At 70.2% G+C, this 19,225-nt stretch carries 22 protein-coding genes; 7 read left to right on the top strand and 15 right to left on the bottom strand.

Translation table 11 applies throughout. The annotated features are described in order from the left end of the window. Nucleotides 1–1,311, bottom strand: coding sequence for an acetyl-CoA C-acetyltransferase (locus ACIBK5_RS11495; RefSeq protein ID WP_399018534.1), 1,311 nt, complete (start codon nt 1,309–1,311; stop codon nt 1–3). 95 nt (nt 1,312–1,406) lie between these two features. On the opposite strand from ACIBK5_RS11495, the gene ACIBK5_RS11490 reads away from it, so the two are divergent. Both ACIBK5_RS11490 and ACIBK5_RS11485 read left to right on the top strand, forming a co-directional pair. Next, on the top strand, nt 1,407–2,723 hold the full coding sequence (locus ACIBK5_RS11490; RefSeq protein WP_399018533.1) for a 3-oxoacyl-ACP reductase: 1,317 nt from the start codon (nt 1,407–1,409) through the stop codon (nt 2,721–2,723). Beyond that, nucleotides 2,723–3,613 carry a MaoC family dehydratase gene (locus ACIBK5_RS11485; protein ID WP_399018531.1) on the top strand — a complete coding sequence of 297 codons (891 nt, stop codon included), beginning with the start codon at nt 2,723–2,725 and terminating at the stop codon, nt 3,611–3,613. The genes ACIBK5_RS11490 and ACIBK5_RS11485 overlap by 1 nt, the downstream gene beginning before the upstream one ends. Here ACIBK5_RS11485 and ACIBK5_RS11480 read toward each other — a convergent pair. From ACIBK5_RS11480 to ACIBK5_RS11450, 7 genes are all read right to left on the bottom strand, one after another. After that, nucleotides 3,601–4,269, bottom strand: a complete 669-nt coding sequence (locus ACIBK5_RS11480; protein ID WP_399018529.1) for a TetR/AcrR family transcriptional regulator — start codon at nt 4,267–4,269, stop codon at nt 3,601–3,603. The two genes, ACIBK5_RS11485 and ACIBK5_RS11480, sit on opposite strands and share 13 nt — an antisense overlap. A gap of 87 nt (nt 4,270–4,356) precedes the next feature. Continuing rightward, a complete protein-coding gene (locus ACIBK5_RS11475; protein WP_399018528.1) occupies nt 4,357–5,670 on the bottom strand; it encodes a dicarboxylate/amino acid:cation symporter in 1,314 nt (437 codons plus the stop codon). Between the two features lie 325 nt (nt 5,671–5,995). Next, nucleotides 5,996–6,295 (bottom strand): DUF4229 domain-containing protein, encoded by a 300-nt coding sequence (locus ACIBK5_RS11470; RefSeq protein WP_399018526.1) that lies wholly within the window; start codon nt 6,293–6,295, stop codon nt 5,996–5,998. A gap of 90 nt (nt 6,296–6,385) precedes the next feature. Continuing rightward, the gene (locus ACIBK5_RS11465) at nt 6,386–6,910 is read right to left on the bottom strand and encodes a GNAT family N-acetyltransferase (RefSeq protein ID WP_399018525.1); all 525 of its coding nucleotides are present in this window, start codon (nt 6,908–6,910) and stop codon (nt 6,386–6,388) included. A gap of 108 nt (nt 6,911–7,018) precedes the next feature. Next, a complete protein-coding gene (gene mqnE / locus ACIBK5_RS11460) occupies nt 7,019–8,182 on the bottom strand; it encodes an aminofutalosine synthase MqnE (RefSeq protein WP_399018523.1) in 1,164 nt (387 codons plus the stop codon). Nucleotides 8,183–8,231: 49 nt separating this feature from the next. Then, nucleotides 8,232–8,687: an Lrp/AsnC family transcriptional regulator gene (locus ACIBK5_RS11455; RefSeq protein WP_031103084.1), complete on the bottom strand. Its 456-nt coding sequence runs from the start codon at nt 8,685–8,687 to the stop codon at nt 8,232–8,234. Between the two features lie 67 nt (nt 8,688–8,754). After that, entirely contained in the window at nt 8,755–9,441 is a 687-nt protein-coding gene (locus ACIBK5_RS11450) for a UbiX family flavin prenyltransferase (protein WP_399018521.1), read from the bottom strand. Nucleotides 9,442–9,532: 91 nt separating this feature from the next. On the opposite strand from ACIBK5_RS11450, the gene ACIBK5_RS11445 reads away from it, so the two are divergent. Then, the gene (locus tag ACIBK5_RS11445) at nt 9,533–10,138 is read left to right on the top strand and encodes a rhomboid family intramembrane serine protease (RefSeq protein WP_399018519.1); all 606 of its coding nucleotides are present in this window, start codon (nt 9,533–9,535) and stop codon (nt 10,136–10,138) included. A gap of 12 nt (nt 10,139–10,150) precedes the next feature. On the opposite strand, the gene mqnP is transcribed toward ACIBK5_RS11445, so the two are convergent. Next, a complete protein-coding gene (gene mqnP, locus ACIBK5_RS11440) occupies nt 10,151–11,053 on the bottom strand; it encodes a menaquinone biosynthesis prenyltransferase MqnP (protein WP_399018517.1) in 903 nt (300 codons plus the stop codon). Beyond that, nucleotides 11,050–12,501 carry a menaquinone biosynthesis decarboxylase gene (locus tag ACIBK5_RS11435; RefSeq protein WP_399018515.1) on the bottom strand — a complete coding sequence of 484 codons (1,452 nt, stop codon included), beginning with the start codon at nt 12,499–12,501 and terminating at the stop codon, nt 11,050–11,052. Before ACIBK5_RS11435 ends, mqnP begins: the two co-directional genes overlap by 4 nt. Nucleotides 12,502–12,568: 67 nt before the next feature. Between ACIBK5_RS11435 and ACIBK5_RS11430 the strand changes: the two genes are divergently transcribed. The 3 genes from ACIBK5_RS11430 to ACIBK5_RS11420 all read left to right on the top strand — a co-directional run bounded on the left by ACIBK5_RS11430 (nt 12,569) and on the right by ACIBK5_RS11420 (nt 14,013). Next, nucleotides 12,569–12,898, top strand: coding sequence for a PLD nuclease N-terminal domain-containing protein (locus ACIBK5_RS11430; RefSeq protein ID WP_399018514.1), 330 nt, complete (start codon nt 12,569–12,571; stop codon nt 12,896–12,898). A 126-nt stretch (nt 12,899–13,024) separates the two neighbouring features. Then, on the top strand, nt 13,025–13,672 hold the full coding sequence (locus tag ACIBK5_RS11425) for a DUF6232 family protein (protein ID WP_399018513.1): 648 nt from the start codon (nt 13,025–13,027) through the stop codon (nt 13,670–13,672). After that, nucleotides 13,669–14,013, top strand: a complete 345-nt coding sequence (locus tag ACIBK5_RS11420; RefSeq protein WP_399018511.1) for a hypothetical protein — start codon at nt 13,669–13,671, stop codon at nt 14,011–14,013. The genes ACIBK5_RS11425 and ACIBK5_RS11420 overlap by 4 nt, the downstream gene beginning before the upstream one ends. A 1-nt stretch (nt 14,014) precedes the next feature. On the opposite strand, the gene ACIBK5_RS11415 is transcribed toward ACIBK5_RS11420, so the two are convergent. The 4 genes from ACIBK5_RS11415 to ACIBK5_RS11400 form a co-directional block, all read right to left on the bottom strand. Further along, nucleotides 14,015–14,206, bottom strand: a complete 192-nt coding sequence (locus ACIBK5_RS11415; protein ID WP_399018510.1) for a DUF397 domain-containing protein — start codon at nt 14,204–14,206, stop codon at nt 14,015–14,017. 84 nt (nt 14,207–14,290) lie between these two features. Then, on the bottom strand, nt 14,291–15,961 hold the full coding sequence (locus ACIBK5_RS11410) for a LamG-like jellyroll fold domain-containing protein (RefSeq protein WP_399018509.1): 1,671 nt from the start codon (nt 15,959–15,961) through the stop codon (nt 14,291–14,293). Then, the gene (locus tag ACIBK5_RS11405) at nt 15,949–16,062 is read right to left on the bottom strand and encodes a DUF397 domain-containing protein (protein WP_391103640.1); all 114 of its coding nucleotides are present in this window, start codon (nt 16,060–16,062) and stop codon (nt 15,949–15,951) included. The genes ACIBK5_RS11410 and ACIBK5_RS11405 overlap by 13 nt, the downstream gene beginning before the upstream one ends. Then, nucleotides 16,010–16,963, bottom strand: a complete 954-nt coding sequence (locus tag ACIBK5_RS11400; RefSeq protein ID WP_399018507.1) for a Scr1 family TA system antitoxin-like transcriptional regulator — start codon at nt 16,961–16,963, stop codon at nt 16,010–16,012. Before ACIBK5_RS11400 ends, ACIBK5_RS11405 begins: the two co-directional genes overlap by 53 nt. A gap of 104 nt (nt 16,964–17,067) precedes the next feature. Between ACIBK5_RS11400 and ACIBK5_RS11395 the strand changes: the two genes are divergently transcribed. Beyond that, nucleotides 17,068–17,673 carry a hypothetical protein gene (locus tag ACIBK5_RS11395; RefSeq protein ID WP_399018505.1) on the top strand — a complete coding sequence of 202 codons (606 nt, stop codon included), beginning with the start codon at nt 17,068–17,070 and terminating at the stop codon, nt 17,671–17,673. A 31-nt stretch (nt 17,674–17,704) separates the two neighbouring features. Here ACIBK5_RS11395 and ACIBK5_RS11390 read toward each other — a convergent pair whose 3' ends face one another. Then, nucleotides 17,705–19,153 (bottom strand): FAD-dependent monooxygenase, encoded by a 1,449-nt coding sequence (locus tag ACIBK5_RS11390; RefSeq protein ID WP_399018503.1) that lies wholly within the window; start codon nt 19,151–19,153, stop codon nt 17,705–17,707. Nucleotides 19,154–19,225: the final 72 nt, after the last annotated feature.

Here is a 19,225-nt window from a genome sequence, read left to right as displayed (position 1 = left end):
TCACGCCCGCTCCAGGACGGCCGTCACCCCCTGGCCGCCCGCCGCGCAGACCGAGATCAGTCCGCGTGCGGGCGCGTCCTGTTCGGCTTCGGCGAGGAGTTTGGCCAGCGTGGCCACGATCCGGGCGCCGGTGGCGGCGAAGGGGTGACCGGTGGCGAGGGACGAGCCGGCGATGTTCAGCCGGTCGCGGTCCACCGTGCCGAGGCCCCGCTTCTCCCACGCGGCGAGCGTCGCCAGCACCTGGGAGGCGAACGCCTCGTGGATCTCGATCAGTTGGAAATCGGCCAGATTCAGCCCGGCCCGCTCCAGCATGCACGGGACCGCGTACGCCGGCGCAATGAGCAGGCCGTCCTCGCCGCCCGCCACATCTCCGTCGACGAAGTCCACGGCTGCCGTCTCGTAGGCGGTCAGGTACGCCAGCGGTGCCAGGCCGCGCTCCCGGGCCCACTCCTCGCTCGCCAGCAGGACGGTGGCGGCACCGTCCGTCAGCGGGGTCGAGTTCCCGGCGGTCATGGTCGGGCCGGGGTGGTCCAGGCCGAACACCGGCTTCAGGGAGGCGAGTTTCTCCGCGGTCGAGCCGGGGCGCAGGTTCTGGTCGCGGGCGAGGCCCCGGAAGGGGATCACCAGGTCCTGGAAGAAGCCGCGTTCGTACGCCGCCGCCAGCCGTTGGTGGCTCGCCGCGGCCAGTTCGTCCTGGGCCTCGCGGCCGATGCCCCAGGCGCGGGCGGTGACGGCGGCGTGCTCGCCCATGGACAGGCCGGTGCGCGGCTCGGCGTTGCGCGGGATGTCGGGGACGAGATGGGACGGGCGCACCTTCGCCAGGGCCCTCAGGCGGGCGCCCGCCGACTTCGCGCGCCTGGCCTCCAGCAGGATGCGGCGCAGGGTGTCGTTGACGCCCAGGGGCGCGTCGCTGGCCGTGTCGGCGCCGCCCGCGACCGCCGACTCCGTCTGGCCGAGGGCGATCTTGTTGGCGGCGGCGATGACGGCCTGGAGTCCGGTGCCGCAGGCCTGCTGGATGTCGTAGGCCGGGGTGCGCGGGTGCAGTGTCGAGCCGAGGACCGTCTCGCGGGCGAGGTTGAAGTCGCGGCTGTGCTTGAGGACGGCGCCGGCGACGAACTCGCCCACCGCGCCGGGCTCCTGGAGTCCGTACCGCTCGACGAGGCCGTCGAGCGCGGCGGTGAGCATCTGCTGGTTGGAGGCGGTGGCGTAGGGGCCGTCGGAGCGGGCGAACGGGATGCGTGTTCCGCCGATGACCGCCACGCGCCGCACCGGCGGCGCCATCCGCCGGGGGCTCATCTCGACCTGCTCCATCTCGACCCGCTCCTCGCCCGTGACGTAGCATTACCTCCGGTAACCTTACTCCAGAGTAAGGAAGAACGAGTGTCCTCCGGAAGCTGGGAGTTGGAATGGCCGACCGCTATCTGCGCTTCACCGGTACCGCGCCCGGCCGTCTCCTCACCCGTCGTCTCGGCCTGCCGCAGCCCGCGGCGCTGACCCGCTGGTCCCCCGAGCGCCCGGCCCTGGACGGCGGCCTGCGTCACCTCACCGCCGGCCGGTCCGCCCTGGACCTCGCACCGGTCCTCGCCCGTACGGGAATCGCCCCGGCCGGCCCCGACCGGTCGGCCGCCGTCGTCCTGGACGCGAGCGGGGTACGGGACGTCGAGGGCCTGGCCGAGGTGCACGCGGCTCTGCATCCCGCCATACGGTCGGTCACCCCGAGCGGTCGCGTGCTCGTGCTCGGCGCGCCGCTCGACCCCGCCGACCACCACCAGGCCGCCGCCCAGCAAGCCCTGGAGGGCTTCACGCGCTCCCTCGGCAAGGAGATCGGCCGGGGCAGGACGGTGAACCTGGTCCGGCTCACGGACGCGTCCGCCGCGGAGTCCACGCTCCGTTTCCTGCTGTCGCCCAAGTCGGCGTATGTGAGCGGGCAGGTGATCGAGGTGGGCACGCCCCAGGAGCCCGGGGCACCCCAGGCGGCGCCAGACGTGGGCCGCCCCCTGACCGGCCGGACCGCCCTGGTCACCGGTGCCGCGCGCGGTATCGGTGAGGCGGTCGCCGAGACACTCGCCCGGGACGGCGCCCGGGTCGTCGTCCTCGATGTGCCGGGTGCCGAACAGGACGCCCGGCGCGTCGCCGACCGGCTCGGCGGCACCGCCCTGCTCCTCGACATCACGGCCGCCGACGCGGGCGCGCGGATCGCCGAGGCCCTGCCGGACGGCCTTGACCTGCTGGTCCACAACGCGGGCATCACCCGCGACCGGCGGCTGGTGAACATGCCGGCCGAGCGCTGGATCTCGGTGCTGGAGGTGAACCTGGCGAGCGTGCTGCGCACCACGGACGCGCTGCTGAAGGCCGGGACGCTGAAGCGGGGCGGCGGCGTCGTCGCAACCGCTTCCATCGCGGGCATCGCCGGCAACGCGGGCCAGACCAACTACGGGGCGAGCAAGGCGGGCATCGTCGGCCTGGTCCGCTCCCTCGCGCCACGCGCGCTCGCGGAGCACGGGGTGACGGTCAACGCGGTCGCGCCGGGCTTCATCGAGACGAGGATGACGGCCGCCGTCCCGCTGTTCATCCGCGAGGCGGGCCGCCGGATGAACTCCCTGGCCCAGGGCGGTCTTCCGGTCGATGTCGCCGAGACCACGGCGTGGCTGGCGCACCCGGGCTCGGGCGCGGTCAACGGCCAGGTCGTGCGCGTCTGCGGCCAGAGTCTGCTGGGGGCGTGATGGCTGACGCCGCCGCTCTCGTCCTCACCGGGTCCCCCTCCCTCGCGCCGCTCCTGGTCCGCGGTGCCCTGCTGTCCCCTTTCAAACGGCCCGCTCCCGACGCGGAGTTCCCCCGCACCCGGCTGGTCCTGCCCGGCCTGCGGGTCGACCTCGCGCGACTGGCGGCGTACGAGCGGGTCTGCGGGTTCCCGACCGGGGAGGACGCGCTGCCGCTGACGTATCCGCACGTGCTCGGATTCCCCCTGGCCATGCGGCTGATGAGCGGCCGGGACTTCCCGCTGCCGCTGCTGGGCCTGGTCCACACGTCGATCAGCATCACCCGGCACCGGGGAATGCCGGCCACCGGCGCGTACGAACTCACGGTCCGTGTCGAGGGCCTGGCCCCGCACCGGCGCGGCACGGAGGCGACGGTCGTCACGGAGGTGCGGGAAGACGGGGACGTCGTCTGGGAGTCGAGCAGCACGTACCTCGCCCGGCACGGCACGCGACGGCCCGCCGGGTCTCCCGGAGGGGTTCCAGGGGCTCCCGGAGAAGTCCCGGGGTCTCCCGGGGAGGAGGTCAGAAAGCCACTGCCCGCCGTCGCCGAGTGGCGGCTCGCCGAGGACGTCGGGCGTCGTTACGGCGCCGCCTCCGGGGACCGCAACCCGATCCACCTCCACCCGCTCACCGCCCGCCTGTTCGGCTTCCCCCGGGCCATCGCCCACGGCATGTGGACCCTCGCCCGCTGCCTCGCCGCGCACGGCACACCGGACTCGTGCCACGTACGCGCGGCCTTCAAGACACCGGTTCTGCTGCCGGGGACGGTGACGTACGCGGCGGAGGACGGCCGGTTCGAACTGCGGGACGGGGGCGAGCGGATGCACGTGACGGGGGATGTCTACCCGGCCTGAGCACCCTTCTGCTCCTCCTCCGGAGGCGCCCAGGGCCGCCCCGCCATGAGGTCGCCCAGACCCGCCCACGCGAAGTTCATCATCGTGGCCGCGGCCTGGCGGGCGGTGACGCCTGGGGTGGCGTTGGCCCAGGCGGCGAGGGATTCGGCGGCGCCGACCAGGGCCTCGGCGAGTCCGGCGACCTCGCGCTCCGGCAGGTCGGGGTCGTGGTGGGCCTCACGGGCACCGGTGAGGATCAGCTGCGTCACGAACGCGACGATCTCCTCGCGCATCGCGGTGACCTCGGCGGCGAACGGCTCGCCGTGCGTCCGGGCCTGGAGGTGCAGGACCGACCAGGCGTCCGGGTTGCGGGCGGTGTGCGTGAAGAACGCCCCGAGCCCTTCCCACAGTTGCCGGTCGGAGGGCAGATCGGGCCGGACCCCGGCCCGCACCGCCGCCACGAGGGCCTTGGCCTCACGGCGGATGCAGGCGGTGAAGAGGTCTTCCTTGGAGTTCAGGTACAGATAGACCAACGGCTTGGACACGCCCGCCAGTTCGGCTATCTCGTCCATCGACGCGGCCATGTAGCCCCGTTGGCCGAAGATCCGCACGGCGGCGTCCAGCATCTGCTGTTCGCGGACCGCACGCGGCATCCGCTTGGTCTTCACGGCACCCATACGGCTTAGCGTACGGTCCCCCTGGCCTGCCCTCGGTCGCGAACCGAAGCGGACCGGCCCGGACCGGCCAGGGGGGACGTCACCTCGTCACGCCGTGGCAGGCACCTGCTCGCGCTGCGCGTCCCGCTTCTCGTCCCACGGGTCGTCCAGGGACGAGCCGTCAGCCGTGGCGTAGGCCTCGCGGTCGAGCAGGTTCTCCCGGGCGGAGACCAGGACCGGGATGAGGGCCTGGCCGGCGACGTTGGTCGCGGTGCGGATCATGTCGAGGATCGGGTCGATCGCGAGGAGCAGACCGACGCCCTCCATCGGCAGGCCGAGGGTGGAGAGGGTCAGGGTCAGCATGACCGTCGCGCCGGTCAGTCCGGCCGTGGCCGCGGAGCCGACCACCGAGACGAACGCGATCAGCAGGTAGTCGCCGACACCCAGCTGGATGTCGAAGATCTGGGCGACGAAGATCGCGGCGATCGCCGGGTAGATCGCGGCGCAGCCGTCCATCTTGGTCGTGGCGCCGAACGGCACCGCGAAGGACGCGTACTCCTTCGGCACGCCGAGCCGCTCGGTGACCTTCTGCGTCAGCGGCATCGTGCCCACGGACGAGCGGGAGACGAAGGCCAGCTGGATCGCGGGCCAGGCGCCCTTGAAGAACTGGATCGGGTTGGCCTTGGCGACGGTCGCGAGCAGCGCCGGGTAGACGCCGAACAGCACGATCAGGCAGCCGACGTAGATGTCGACGGTGAACGTCGCGTACTTGCCGATCAGGTCCCAGCCGTAGGTGGCGATGGCGTTGCCGATGAGGCCGACCGTGCCGATCGGGGCGAGCCGGATGACCCACCACAGCGCCTTCTGGAGCAGCTCCAGGACGGACTCGCTCAGGTTGAGGATCGGCTGGGCCTTCTCGCCGAGCTGGAGGGCGGCGATACCGGCGACGGCGGCCATGAAGACGATCTGGAGCACGTTCAGTTCGGTGAACGGCGTGATGACGTCCGTCGGCACGATGCCGGTGAGGAAGTCGATCCAGGAACCGGTCTCCTCGGGCTTCGCGCCGTCCTTGGGCGTGAGGCCGGTGCCGGCGCCCGGGTTGGTGACCAGGCCGATGACAAGACCGATGCTCACCGCGATCAGCGAGGTGACCATGAACCACAGGAGGGTCCGCGAGGCCAGGCGGGCCGCGTTGTTGACCTTCCGCAGGTTGGTGATCGAGACGAGGATCGCGAAGAAGACGAGCGGGGCGACGGCGAGCTTCAGCAGGCCGATGAAGGTGTCGCCGACCTTCTCCAGGGTCGTGGTCAGCCAGGACAGGTCCTGGTTGCGGGCGAGCCAGCCGAGCAGCACGCCCAGGACGAGACCGGCGAGTATCTGGGCCCAGAAGGGCACCTTGAAGGACTTCGTGTTTGAGGACACGGACTGACTCCGTTAGGGGACGCGTAGGGGGAGCTGACGTGGGAGACGACGGGGGTTGGCGTTACGTCAGAGACGACAGTTGGCGGACGCGCACCGACAGAGATCCACGTGCAGCCGCGCGAAGAGCGCAAGCCTCCGGAGCGGAACGCTCCGGGGCGGCAGAGGCACGACTGCTGAGTTCATAACAGCGACACCTTAACACCTGAACTTTGAGGACCCCAAAGCCTCGCTTTGACAGGCAGAAACACACAGGCACCCATACAAGGCAAAGCGCCCCGTTTCCGAGTATGTACGGAAACGGGGCGCTGCGCGCGTGTGAGGAAGCTTACGAGGCCTGGCCCTGCGCCCGGCTCGTCTCGTCGGCCGAGTCCTCCTGGCTGCGGTTGGCCTCCATGTTGGCCTTCATCCGGTCGACCCGTCGCACGACCTGCACGGAGGCACGGTCGCGCTCCTTGCGCAGCACGACGAAGCTGATCGGCGCGGAGAGCAGCAGGGCGAGGGTCACGATCCACAGGCCGTTGCTGTCGCCGAGGCCGCGCGGGGCGAGGCCGGAGTAGACGAGGCCCCAGACGACCACGAGGCAGCCCACGAAGATCCCGAGGCGCATCAGTGTGTAGCGGAGCATCTCAATCCACTCTTCCGATTCCAAAAAGGGCCAGTATTCAGTGAAGCACGCCCGGCGGCCGATCTTTGAGGGGGGTCAGCTCAAGGGGGATCAGTTCAGCGGCAGAAGCATGATCACGTCGTCCCGGTCGTCGCCCGGCGCGACCCTGATGGCGCCCGGGATCCGGCCGACCTCCTTGTAGCCGCAGGACTCGTAGAACCGCTCAAGACCGAGCCCGCCCCGGCAGGTCAGCCGGATCGCCCCGATGCCGTCGAGCCTCCGGGCCGCCTCCGCGGCCGCGCCCAGCAGATCACGGCCGTACCCCTTCCCCTGATGGCGCGGATGCACCATCACCGTGTACAGCCACAGCCAGTGGGTCATCAGCTGGTGAGTATTGAGCGTCAGAAACGCGGTAGCGGCGACCCGCCCCTCCTCGTCGAACCCGACGAGCAGCCTGACCTTGCCCTCCGCCATCGACGCGAAGTGCTTCAGCAGCGACGGCCGGATGTCCTCCCGCGCCACGGGCGGCACGAACCCGACGGCTCCCCCGGCGTTGGAGACGTCGGCCCACAGATCGAGAATGCCGTCACGCAGCTCGGGGGTGACGGCGGGATCGAGCGTGAAGGTAAGGGGCATGCGGGGATTGTAGCCATTACGACAGGGGCCCGCGGCATCCTCGGGCAGTACCCACCTCAGGGGCGCGGGGAACTGCGCGACCAGCCCCCACGCACCCGCAGCCAGAACTCAGACCCGCATCGGCTGAGGCGACTCCCGACGCTCCGGGTCGGCCCCCTCGTACTCACGGATGATCTCGTACCGAGTGTTCCGCTCCACCGGCCGGAACCCGGCATCGCGAATGAGGTCCAGCAGATCCTCACGCGTCAGCTTGTTCGGCGTCCCGAAGTTGTCCGCGTCATGCGTGATCTTGTACTCGACGACCGACCCGTCCATGTCGTCGGCGCCGTGCTGCAAGGCCAGCTGCGCGGTCTGCACACCGTGCATCACCCAGAAGACCTTGACGTGCGGCACGTTGTCGAACAACAGCCGCGACACCGCGAAGGTCTTCAGCGCCTCCGCGCCCGTCGCCATCTGCGTCCGCGCCTGAAGGCGATTGCGTACCTTCCCGTCCTTCATGTCGACGAAGTCGTGCTGGTAGCGCAGCGGGATGAAGACCTGGAAGCCGCCGGTCTCGTCCTGCAGCTCACGCAGCCGCAGGACGTGGTCCACGCGGTGACGCGGCTCCTCGATGTGGCCGTAGAGCATGGTGGCCGGGGTCTTCAGACCCTTCTCGTGGGCGAGCCGGTGGATGCGCGACCAGTCCTCCCAGTGGGTGCGGTGGTCGACGATGTGCTGCCGGACCTCCCAGTCGAAGATCTCGGCGCCGCCACCGGTCAGCGACTCCAGACCGGCCTCGATCAGCTCGTCGAGGATCTCGGAGGCCGGCATGCCGGAGATCGTCTCGAAGTGGTGGATCTCGGTGGCCGTGAACGCCTTGAGCGAGACGCCGGGCAGTGCCTTCTTCAGCTCGCTCAGCGACCGGGGGTAGTACCGCCACGGCAGGTTCGGGTGCAGCCCGTTGACGATGTGCAGCTCGGTGAGGTTCTCGCCCTCCATCGCCTTGGCGAGCTTGACGGCCTCCTCGATGCGCATCGTGTACGCGTCCTTCTCCCCCGGCTTGCGCTGGAAGGAGCAGTACGCGCAGGAGGCCGTGCACACGTTGGTCATGTTGAGGTGACGGTTGACGTTGAAGTGCACGACGTCGCCGTTCTTGCGGGTGCGCACCTCGTGCGCCAGGCCGCCGAGCCAGGCCAGGTCGTCCGACTCGTACAGCGCGATGCCGTCCTCACGGGTCAGACGGACGCCCGTCCTGACCTTCTCCTCCAGCTCGCGCTTGAGCCCGAGATCCATGCCCACACCTTTCTACGAAGACGACCCAACCGTACGACTACTCCCCTGCCTACTCCTCTTCGGGCAGCTCCCCGACCCGGTTCTCCCACTTGGTCGAGAGCACGATGGTCGTACGCGTCCGGGAGACGCCCTTCGTTCCGCTGAGCCGCCGGATCATCTTCTCCAGGCCGTCCACGTCCGCCGCGCGCACCTTGAGCATGTACGAGTCGTCGCCCGCGATGAACCAGCAGTCCTCGATCTCCGAGAGGTCCTTCAGCCGCTGCGCCACGTCCTCGTGGTCGGTGGCGTCGGAGAGCGAGATGCCGACCAGGGCGGTGACGCCGAGGCCGAGCGAGGCGGCGTCGACGGTGGCCCGGTAGCCGGTGATGACTCCGGCCGCCTCCAGCCGGTTGATGCGGTCGGTGACACTGGGTCCCGACAGTCCGACGAGGCGTCCCAGCTCCGCGTAGGAGGCCCGGCCGTTCTCCCTCAGGGCCTGGATGAGCTGCCTGTCCACCGCGTCCATTGCGATCGAAGCCTTCCGCTGAAGTTGTCTGTGAGTCCGATGAGGTTCGGGGTCGTGCTCAGCCTGCTCAGCCGGCGCGGTGTGATCCGCCGCCCAGCTCACCTTGCCAACGGCGGTAGAGCCGGTGCGGCACGCCCGCCGTGTCGAGTACGCGTCCGGCGACGAAGTCCACCAGGTCCTGGATGTGCGTCGCGCCCGCGTAGAAGGCGGGTGAGGCCGGTACGACACTCGCGCCCGCGTCGTCGAGGGTGACCAGGTGCCGCAGGGTCTGGCCGTTCAGCGGGGTCTCGCGTACGGCCACGACGAGGGGGCGGCCCTCCTTCAGGGTCACGCTCGCCGCCCGCTGCAGCAGATCCTTCGACAGCCCGAGCGCGACCCCGGCCACACTCGCCGTCGAGGCGGGCACGATCAGCATGCCCTTGGTGGGGTACGACCCCGAGGAGGGCCCGGCGGCCAGGTCGCCGGCGCTCCAGTGCCGTACGGCGTCGAGGTCGACGGAGAAGGTGTCCGGCTTGCCGTCGGCGCCACGGGACAGCCATTCCCGCAGGTCGTCACGCCAGTGGGCGTCCCGGAAGGAGATCCCGGTCTCGTCCAGCAGGGTGAGCCGGGAGGCCCGGGAGACCACGAGATCGACGCTCTCGCCGGCCGCGAGGAGGGCCCGCAGCACGGCAGCGGCATACGGGGTGCCGGAGGCCCCGGACACCCCTACGATCCAAGGCGTACGTGGCGTCTCGCCTGGCTTGACTGGGTTCACAACACCGAGCCTATCGGGCGTCACAGGGTGGGAACCGGCGCAGGGGTGCGGGCCGTTGCAAGGAGGAGATGAGCGAGCACTGGGGGTCGCCATGTCGGGTGTCGGAGCGAGGTGGTCGAGCGGCGACCGCGCGATGGCCGCGGGCAAGCTGATACTGGCCTGGGTCGCGCTGTTGTGGCTGCTGGAAGTGGTGGACGTGGCGACCGGCCACGCGCTGGACGGCTTCGGGGTCACCCCACGCGAGCCGTCCGAACTGGTGGACGTCGTCCCCTCGGCGTTCATCCACTTCGGCTTCGCCCATCTGGCGGCGAACACGGTGCCGCTGCTGGTGCTGGGCTTCCTGGCCGCGCTCTCGGGGCTGCGCCGTTTCCTCCTGGTGGCGGCGCTGATCATCCTCGTCGACGGCCTGGGCGTCTGGCTCATATCCCCGGACCACACCAACACCGCGGGAGCCTCCGGCCTGATCTTCGGCCTCTTCGGCTTCCTGCTGGTGAGCGGCTTCGTCGAGCGCCGCCCTCTGGGCATCCTGGCGGGTGTGCTGATCGCCGCGATCTGGGGCGGCTCGATCCTGGCGGGCCTGGCCCCGACCCAGACGGGCGTGAGCTGGCAGGGCCACCTGCTGGGCCTGCTGGCCGGTGTGGCGGCGGCGTTCGCGTTCCGCCGCCACCCGGCGGCGCCGCCCGAGCTCATACGGTGATGCTCGTAGGGCTCATACGGTGAGGCCACGCACCAGCAGATCCAGCAGCGCGCACACGAACAGGGCGATCCCGATGAAGCCGTTGACGCTGAAGAAGGCACGGTTCACGCGGGACAGGTCGTGCGGGCGGACGATCGAGTGCTCGTAGAGGAACGCGCCCGCGACGATCAGCAGGCCCAGCCAGAAGAAGGCACCGGCATCGGTGGTCAGGGCGTACCAGACGAACAGGGCCGTCGTGAGGGCGTGGCAGACGCGTGCTCCCCAGACCGCCGCCGGGATGCCGAAGCGGGCCGGGACGGACATGACGCCGATCTCGCGGTCCGTCTCGACGTCCTGGCAGGCGTAGATCAGGTCGAAGCCGCCGATCCAGATGCCGACCGCGAGTCCGAGTATCACCGCGTCCCAGGACCAGGAACCGGTGATCGCCAGCCAGCCGCCGACCGGGCCCATCGCCTGGGCGAGACCCAGGATGGCCTGCGGGAAGTTCGTGAACCGCTTGCCGTAGGGGTAGACCACCATCGGGATCACCGCGATGGGGGCCAGGGCCAGGCAGAGGGGGTTGAGCAGGGCCGCCGCGCCGAGGAAGACGACGAGGGCGACGAGGGCGCCCGTCCAGGCGTGCTTCACCGACATCGCGCCCGTCACCAGCTCGCGCTGTGCCGTACGCGGGTTACGGGCGTCGATCTCCCGGTCGATGATCCGGTTGACCGCCATGGCGAAGGTACGCAGCCCCACCATGCAGACGGTGACCAGCAGCAGCCGCCCCCAGTGGATGTTCCGGTCCAGCTGGAACATCGCCGTGAGCGCGGCGATATAGGCGAAGGGCAGCGCGAAGACCGAGTGCTCGATCATCACCAGACGCAGGAACGCCTTGGTGCGTCCCGGCTGGGGGATCGCGGCGGATGCGGAGCTCACAGCCCGTACTCCTTCCAGCGACGGTCCACCTTCGCCGCCGTCTCCGGGTCGGACTCCACCATGTCGGGCCAGCCGCCGTCGCGGGTGTAGCCCTCCTCGGGCCACTTCTTCGTCGCGTCGATGCCCGCCTTGCCGCCCCAGAACTGCTGGTAGGAGGCGTGGTCGAGGTGGTCGACGGGCCCTTCGACGATGCTCAGATCCCGGGCGTAGTCGGTGTTGCCGAGGGCCCGCCAGGCGACCTCGTGCTGATCGTGGACGTCGCAGTCGGAGTCGACGACCACGATCAGCTTGGTCAGCGACATCATGTGCGCGCCCCAGATGGCGTGCATGACCTTCTGCGCGTGCTTCGGGTACTTCTTGTCGATCGAGACGATCGCGCAGTTGTGGAAGCCGCCCGCCTCCGGCAGGTGATAGTCCACGATGTCCGGGATGATGATCTTCAGCAGCGGAAGGAAGAAGCGTTCCGTCGCCCGGCCCAGCGGCCCGTCCTCCGTCGGAGGGCGACCCACCACGATCGACTGGAGCAGCGGCCGCTTCCGCATCGTCACGCAGTCGATCTTCAGCGCGGGGAAGGGCTCCTGCGGGGTGTAGAAGCCGGTGTGGTCACCGAACGGCCCCTCCGGCAGCATCTCGCCGGGCTCCAGCCAGCCCTCGATGACGACCTCCGCCTGCGCCGGAACCTGGAGCGGCACGGTCTTGCAGTCGACCATCTCGATCCGCTTGCCCGCGAGGAACCCGGCGAACAGGTACTCGTCGATGTCCCCGGGCAGCGGGGCCGTGGACGCGTACGTCACGGCGGGCGGGCACCCGAAGGCGATGGCGACGGGCAGCCGCTCCCCGCGCCTGGCCGCCACCTGGTAGTGGTTGCGACTGTCCTTGTGGATCTGCCAGTGCATGCCGATGGTGCGCTTGTCGTGGCGCTGGAGGCGGTAAAGACCGAGGTTGCGGACGCCGCTCTCCGGGTCCTTGGTGTGGGTGAGCCCCAGATTGAAGAAGGAGCCGCCGTCCTTCGGCCAGGTGAAGAGGGCGGGCAGCTGGTCGAGGTCGACGTCGTCCCCGGTCAGGACGACTTCCTGCACCGGGCCGTCCTTGACCTTCTTCGGCGGGACGTGGGTCATCGAGCCGAGCTTTCCGAAGGCCTCGCGCACGCCGACGAACCCGTGCGGCAGCTCGGGCTTCAGCAGCCCGCCGATCCGCTCGGAGATCTCGCCGTACGACTTCAGCTCCAGCGCCTTCAGCAGCCGCCGGTCCGTGCCGAACACGTTCATCGCGAGCGGCATGCCCGACCCGCGCACGTTCTCGAAGAGCAGCGCGGGGCCGCCGGCCTTCTGCACCCGGTCGACGATCTCCCCGATCTCCAGATACGGGTCCACCTCGGCCTTGATGCGCTTGAGGTCGCCCTCGCGCTCCAGCGCCCTGAGCAGGGAGCGAAGATCGTCGTAAGCCATGCGGTCCAGTATCCCCGAGCGGCTACCCTGGCCCTGAACCGCCCACCCGCTTTCGCTGAGAGGCCGCATGCTCCGGGTACTGATGTTCCTCGTGCCGCTGGCGCTGAGCGTGTACGCGTTCATCGACTGCATCAGCACCAAGGACGACGACATCCGCCACATGCCCAAGCCGCTTTGGGCACTGCTCGTGCTGGTGTTCCCCCTCGTCGGTTCGATCTCCTGGCTCATCGCCGGAAAGAAGCGCCGCCCGGCCGCCGAGGGCTGGTCCGGCGCCCGGGGCGGCCGCTCCCGGCAGTGGGTCGCGCCCGACGACAACCCCGACTTCCTCAAGTCCCTCGACGAGGACCCGAAGAGGGACGGCGACAGGGACGACGACCCGAGGCGCGACGAGTCCTGAGGGGCGCGCACGGTCTGCTCTGCGGGGCTTCTGTGAAAACACTTGCTCCGGGGAAACGCATGGTCGTCAATGGTGTTCACACAGTGACCGCTCTCACTGTGCCTTCACCAGACCTCAGGGGGCTCCATGGAAACAGGACAGCCACCGGGACAGTGGGACGTCCCACCCCCGCCCGCCACCCCGCCGCGCGCCATGACGGACATCGAACTGCGCGTCAGCAAGCGGCTGTTATGGGTGGGCACAGCGGCCTATCCACTACGGAACATCGCACGGGTGTACACGTTCACCCTTCGTCCGAAGCGCAAGGAGGCGGTGTTCCGCTTCCTGGCACGCACCGGGATCATCCTGGCCGTGGCCATCGGCCTGTCGGTCATCGCCGGTCTGATCTCCCTCGCGAACGAGGCAAGCGACAGCGGATCCCCGTACGAAAGCAGCCAGTCCAGCGGCGGCGGCGGAGGGCTGATCATCTTCGTGTGGATCTGCTCCGGTGCGGCGCTGATCTACTTCTTCGTCGAGATGCTCTCCGTGGTCACGGCGCAGTCCCACTACGTCCTCGCCGTCGAGACGGCCGGCCCGTCCACCGCCATGGTCACCAGCCGGACCCCGCAGCACCTCGACCAGCTCGTGAGCTACGTGGCGGGCGCGCTGGAGAACCCCGACACCGAGTTCCAGGTGACGGTGGAGCAGCTCACCATCAACTCGCCCACCAACTACCACTTCGGCGACAACGTCAACATGTACGGCGGCAGCGGCAACGTGGGGATCGCGGCATGAGCGGCAACAACTACTACTACGGCGACAACGTCAGCATGCACGGCGGCAGCGGCAACACGGGCATCGTGAAGAACGAGGCCGGCGGCGACACGGACCCCGCCCTGCGGCTGGCCCTCGCCGAACTGATCCGCGAAGTCAGGGAGCTGCGCGATCAGCTTCCACAGCCGAGCGCGCAGCTCATCGACGAGTCCCTGCCCGTGCTGGCCGCGGACGCGGCACCCGTACAGGAGCGGCACCGAGCGCTGGTGGCTGTCGCCGCGATCGCCGCGGCCGTCGGGGCCGTGGGTCAGCCGGTCGCCGAGGCAGCCAACCGGATCCTGCAGATGATGAGCGGGCAGTAGTTCAGCGCACGGAGCCGATGAACGCGGACCAGGCGGACCGGGTGACGACCAGGACCGGTCCGTCATGGTTCTTGCTGTCGCGGACGGGGACGGCTTCGGGGAAATCGGGGGCAACTTCTACGCAGTTGCCGCCGTTGGCGTCGCTGTAGCTGCTCTTGATCCAAGATGCCGCACGGAGTTCCGACTTGTGCATGATGCTCGTAGGGATACCCGTCCATCCGACCCCAGAACCAAGGACGACGACCTGAAGCGGGACGAGCCCTGACCCCGCCGCCCCTCACGCCAGCGTCTTGATCCGCTCGCTGGTGAGGGCCTTGTCGAAGACGCGTACGTCCCTGATCGCGCCGGGGAAGAAGTCGCTGGGGCGCCCGTCGAAGGTCGCGCGGCCGATCATCAGGCCGCCGGGTGCGGGCAGTGGCCGGATGTCACGGGTCTCCGCCTGCTGCACACCGTCGACGTAGAGCCGCAGCTTGCGTCCGGGCCCGTCGCAGACGCCCACCAGGTGCGTCCAGGTGTTCACGGCGGGCACGGAGTACCCGACGGCGCGCTGTCCGGGCCGGGCGAAGGCCCAGCGCTTCTCGTCGCTGGAGTACTGGAGGTAGAAGCCGCTGGCGTCACCGGCCTCCTGGCTGACGGCGGTGGCGAAGTGGCCCGGCTCGGTGGAGAGACGGACCCAGGCCGCGACCGTGAAGCTGCGCCCCGCACCGGTCCTCAGCACCGGCACCTCGGTGATGATCTGGCTGCCGCTCCCGTCGAACTCGGCGGCGCCCTGGCCACCCGCCCGCCACCTGACCCCGCTCGCGGTGCCGTCGTTGTCACCGGCGGTGTCCCTCGCGAGCGCGCCGGACGCCTCGTCGAGGGGCCAGAGGCCGACCGGCCGGGCCGGGGCCGGAGCACCGGCCGGAGGTGGGTCCGCGTTGTCGCCCTCGGCCTCGGGCTTGCCGAGCCAGACACCGGCGCCGGTGCCGAGCGCGGCGAGCGCGCCGACTCCGGAGAGCAGGAGCGCGCGTCGGCTACGACGGGCAGGTTCCGGGGCGGGGGCGACCCGGGTGTCCTGCCGTACCGGCCGGGGCTCGACAGCCTCACGCGTGGGCCTGGCCTGGCGTGCTGGTGCGATGCGAGGGAGAGCCATCGTGCTCTCGGCGTCGGCGGGCCCGACCCGGGTGAGGATGTCGCGCGGCGTGGGACGGCCGGCGGGGTCCTTCGCGAGGCACGCGGAGATCAGGGCCCGCAGCTCAGGGTCCGAGACGGCGGCGACATCGGGCTCGTTGTGCACGACCCGGTAGAGCAGGGCGGGAGTGAGGCCCTCGCCGAAGGGGTTGACGCCGGTCGCCGCGAAGGCCAGGACCGCGCCCAGGCAGAAGATGTCGGTGGCGGGCGTGATCTCGTCGCCGCTGACCTGCTCCGGCGACATGAACCCGGGCGAGCCCGCCATGTGCCCGGTCCCGGTGATCGAGTCGCCCTCCACACTGCGCACGATCCCGAAGTCGATGACACGCGGCCCGTCCTGAGCGAGCAGCACGTTGGACGGCTTGAGGTCACGGTGGACCAGGTTCACCGAGTGGATCGACACGAGCGCCTCGGCGAGCCCCGCGGCGAGGCGCCGTACGGCGTCGGTGCCGAAGGGGCCCTGCTCTGCGACCGCCTGCTCCAGCGACGGGCCCGCGATGTAGCTGGTGACCAGCCAGGGCAGCGGTGCGTCCGGGTCGGCGTCGATGACGGGGGCGGTGAAGGCGCCGCTGACCAACCGGGCCGCCTCCACCTCCCGGCGGAACCGGGACCTGAACTCCGGCCTGCGCACCAGCTCGGCGTGCACGACCTTGACGGCGACGTCCCGCCCACCCGGCGAACGCCCCAGGTAGACCCGGCCCATTCCTCCGGCGCCCAGCCGCCCCAGCAGCTGGTAGTCGCCTATGGAGCGCGGGTCCTCCGGCCTCAGCGAAGACACGAGGTGAATGCCGCCCAGGCTTCACGGGACACCAACAGCACGGCTCTGTCAGGGGCTTTGCTGTCGCGGACCGGGACGGTGTTGGGGAATCCGGGGGCTATTTCTATGCAGTTGCCTGCGTCGTTTCCGCTGTAGCTGCTCTTGATCCAGGTCGCTGCGGCGAGGCTTTTCATCGTTGCGCTCATACCCTTCCATCGCCTCCCTGATCAATGCGGCTGATTCCAGGGCAGACGGAGCGTCAGCCCTGAGCACATCATAGGCCTGGCACTGTTTGTCGTAGGCGTTCGGATCATTGTTGAAGTAGCCACGGCTGAGCGACTCCGAGTAGATCCACTGCTCGCTGTGCGGCAGCGTGATCAGGGACATGGAGCTGTTGGGGCGGACGAGGTCGTAGCGACCGGCAGGAGCTACCTGGATGCGGATGTTGGGGCGTTGCCCGAGGCTCAGCAGGTGTGCGCACTGATCCCGCATCACGGATGAGGGTCCGACAGGGCGCAGACAACTCTCGTCCAGCACCGCGATGTACAACGGACCGTCCGCTGCGAGGAAGCGTTGCTGTCGGCTCAGGCGCGCGCGAACCCGGTCTTCCAGCAGTTCGCCGCGGGCCTTCTGGGAGAGCAGCGCCCTTGCGTAGTCCGCCGTCTGAAGCAAGCCCGGCACCACCATGTCCTGGTACTCGTACAGCTTGACCGCGTTCGCGTCCATCTCCGCCCGGCGTTGGAACCAATCAGGATGCTCCACCTGCGGATACCAGTCGATCCTGCCCCACAACCGCTGCAACACCCCACCCGTGCCCAGCAGTTCATCGCAGGTCTTCGAGAAACCGTCCGTCGGAACCCTCGTCCCCGCCTCCACCCGCGCCACGTGCGAGCGGTCGCACGGGATACGCCCCGCCAAGCCCTCCTGCGTGAGCAACGCGGCCTCGCGGAAATGCTTGAGCACCTCCCCGAACACGGCCGCCGTACTGACCCCCGACCCCACCCCGCCATTGCGTCGACTCACGGCTCCCCCTCCGTGACAGTGCACCACCCGCACGCCCGAAACATTGATCCGGCCCATTCCCCTGCGCAACGCTCGATACACCCAGAGTTACGGAGGAGCACGCAATGGAACCGGGATCGCTCGTCTACGACCCCCACACGAACAAGGTCGGCGAGTACCAGGACAGAACCGGCCCGTACGTGATGCTGCGCCCGGTCGGCGGCGGCCGGGAATGGCAGGCCGACCCGGAGCGGATCCGCGAAGCGACACCGGAGGAACGGCTCAGCGCGGGCGTACGCGCGGCCAACGACCGTTCCAGGGAAGGGATCACCTTCGACCCGAGCCGACCCCCCGTCCCGGTGCCCGGCTGCGCGACCTGCGAGGAACTCGCCGCCCGGCGGGACAGGGCCCGAGCCGCGTTCGACGGAAGTGCGGTGACGGACGCGAACGTACTGCTGCGCCAGCACCAAGGCAGGGAACACGGTGGGGAATCGGCGGGCCGCAGGCTCTTCCGGTACGTCCCGTACACGATCGTGCAGGACGCCTCCGCCCTGCCGGAGTACCAGGCGTACTGCGTCTCGGGCGAGGACGCGGACTGCGGGGCGAGTTCGGGGCCGTGCCAGTCGCCCGGCGAGGTCGAGGAGTGGCAGCGCAGGCACACCCAGGAAACCCGGCACCTGCGCTACCGCCGCAGCTTCGCGGACTACGCGGTCCTGGAGAGGCAGGGCTGACGGAGCGACCGTCGGGGCCGCCCGCTCTCGCCTAGCCCAGGTACCGGGCCACCGCCTCCTCGATCCCCGCCGCGTCCGCGCCCTCCGCCGCCCAGGCCACGTATCCGTCGGGCCGTACCAGGACGGCCGTCCGGCGGTCGCCCGCCCAGCGCTCCACGGTCAGCCATCCCTCGCGGACAGCGGGGCCTTCGTACGTCCCGGGCGTGATCAGCACGAACCGGCCGCCGCGCAGCACCTCGTAGAGCCGCCGGCCGTCCTTCAGGGCGACGTCGGGGACACGGGTGCCGGTGAGGCGGTGGGCGCCGCGGGGGGCGGGGTAGGCGTAGCCGATCCCGGTGATCTGCCCCAGGGCCTTGCGCTGGACGGGCGGGGCCATGTCGACGAACGCGGAGACCAGGGCGCGGGCGCCGCGCAGCAGCGGATTCCGCGCGCGGGCCAGCCGGACCAGTCCGCCGCTGCTGCGCAGCACTGCCCTGCCGACGGGGTGACGCTCGGCCTCGTAGCTGTCGAGGAGCCCTTCGGGCGCCCGGCCCTGGACGGCCGCGGCGAGCTTCCAGCTCAGGTTGGCGGCGTCCTGGAGGCCGGTGTTCATGCCCTGCCCGCCGGCCGGGGAGTGGATGTGCGCGGCGTCCCCGGCGAGGAAGACCCGCCCGACCCGGTAGTGCGGTGCCTGACGCTCGTCACTGTGGAAACGGGAGAGCCAGCGGGCGTCGTGCATGCCGTAGTCGGTGCCCAGGGCACGGCGGGTGATCTCCTTGACCTCGTCGAGGTCGAGCGGGGCGTCGTCGGAGACCTCGTTGCGGCGGTTCCAGCCCATGACCCGGTACCAGCCGTCGCCGAAGGAGGCGATCATCGCGAAGGCGTCGCCGCGGCCGTTGACGGTGAGGACGCCCTCCGGCTTCTCGGCCAGCCGGACATCGGCCAGGATCAGCGACTTGATGACCGAGACACCGGGGAAGTCCAGGCCGATCGCCTCCCGCACGGCGCTCCGGTGACCGTCGGCGCCGACGACATAGGCCGCCCGGCGGGTGACGACCGCCCCGTCCGCGCCACGCACGTCGAGGTCGACCCCCTCGTCGTCCTGCCGCAGCCCCACGACGTCGCTCTCGTACGCGAACTCGACCCCGGCCTCCCGGGCCCGCCGCTCCAGGAGCCGCTCGACCTCGTACTGCGGGGTGATGAGCAGGAACGGGAAACGCGAGGGCAGCGTGCTCAGATCGAGGGAGAGGCGGCGGAAGAGCCGCAGGCCGGTGATGGTGTCGCCGGTGGCGAGGAGTTCGTCGGCGAGGCCGCGGGCGTCGAGCTGCTCCAGGGTGCGGGCGTGCACCCCGAAGGCGCGGGAGAGGTTGCTGATCTTGCGCGGCCGCTTCTCGACGAGGGTCACGTCGACGCCGGCTGTGGCGAGGTCACCGGCAAGGAGGAGGCCGGTGGGGCCGGAGCCGACGACGATCACGGTGCGGTGGGTGGCGGTGCCGTTCATGGTGGCCTCCTGTTGCCAACGCTGGCTTGCCATCTCTTGCATGCCATCTCTTGCATGCCATCACCTACGTGC

Source organism: Streptomyces sp. NPDC050546, assembly GCF_044457425.1.
In the GTDB taxonomy this organism is placed as follows: domain Bacteria; phylum Actinomycetota; class Actinomycetes; order Streptomycetales; family Streptomycetaceae; genus Streptomyces.
This window is presented reverse-complemented; position numbering and strand designations above follow the sequence as displayed.

What these genes read in the sequence shown, in the direction of transcription:
- ACIBK5_RS11495 (WP_399018534.1), bottom strand. Translation starts at nt 1,311, where the DNA reads ATGGAGCAGGTCGAGATGAGCCCCCGGCGGATGGCGCCGCCGGTGCGG.
- ACIBK5_RS11490 (WP_399018533.1), top strand. Translation starts at nt 1,407, where the DNA reads ATGGCCGACCGCTATCTGCGCTTCACCGGTACCGCGCCCGGCCGTCTC.
- ACIBK5_RS11485 (WP_399018531.1), top strand. Translation starts at nt 2,723, where the DNA reads ATGGCTGACGCCGCCGCTCTCGTCCTCACCGGGTCCCCCTCCCTCGCG.
- ACIBK5_RS11480 (WP_399018529.1), bottom strand. Translation starts at nt 4,269, where the DNA reads ATGGGTGCCGTGAAGACCAAGCGGATGCCGCGTGCGGTCCGCGAACAG.
- ACIBK5_RS11470 (WP_399018526.1), bottom strand. Translation starts at nt 6,295, where the DNA reads ATGCTCCGCTACACACTGATGCGCCTCGGGATCTTCGTGGGCTGCCTC.
- ACIBK5_RS11465 (WP_399018525.1), bottom strand. Translation starts at nt 6,910, where the DNA reads ATGCCCCTTACCTTCACGCTCGATCCCGCCGTCACCCCCGAGCTGCGT.
- mqnE (WP_399018523.1), bottom strand. Translation starts at nt 8,182, where the DNA reads ATGGATCTCGGGCTCAAGCGCGAGCTGGAGGAGAAGGTCAGGACGGGC.
- ACIBK5_RS11455 (WP_031103084.1), bottom strand. Translation starts at nt 8,687, where the DNA reads ATGGACGCGGTGGACAGGCAGCTCATCCAGGCCCTGAGGGAGAACGGC.
- ACIBK5_RS11445 (WP_399018519.1), top strand. Translation starts at nt 9,533, where the DNA reads ATGTCGGGTGTCGGAGCGAGGTGGTCGAGCGGCGACCGCGCGATGGCC.
- ACIBK5_RS11435 (WP_399018515.1), bottom strand. Translation starts at nt 12,501, where the DNA reads ATGGCTTACGACGATCTTCGCTCCCTGCTCAGGGCGCTGGAGCGCGAG.
- ACIBK5_RS11430 (WP_399018514.1), top strand. Translation starts at nt 12,569, where the DNA reads ATGCTCCGGGTACTGATGTTCCTCGTGCCGCTGGCGCTGAGCGTGTAC.
- ACIBK5_RS11425 (WP_399018513.1), top strand. Translation starts at nt 13,025, where the DNA reads ATGGAAACAGGACAGCCACCGGGACAGTGGGACGTCCCACCCCCGCCC.
- ACIBK5_RS11420 (WP_399018511.1), top strand. Translation starts at nt 13,669, where the DNA reads ATGAGCGGCAACAACTACTACTACGGCGACAACGTCAGCATGCACGGC.
- ACIBK5_RS11415 (WP_399018510.1), bottom strand. Translation starts at nt 14,206, where the DNA reads ATGCACAAGTCGGAACTCCGTGCGGCATCTTGGATCAAGAGCAGCTAC.
- ACIBK5_RS11395 (WP_399018505.1), top strand. Translation starts at nt 17,068, where the DNA reads ATGGAACCGGGATCGCTCGTCTACGACCCCCACACGAACAAGGTCGGC.
- ACIBK5_RS11390 (WP_399018503.1), bottom strand. Translation starts at nt 19,153, where the DNA reads ATGAACGGCACCGCCACCCACCGCACCGTGATCGTCGTCGGCTCCGGC.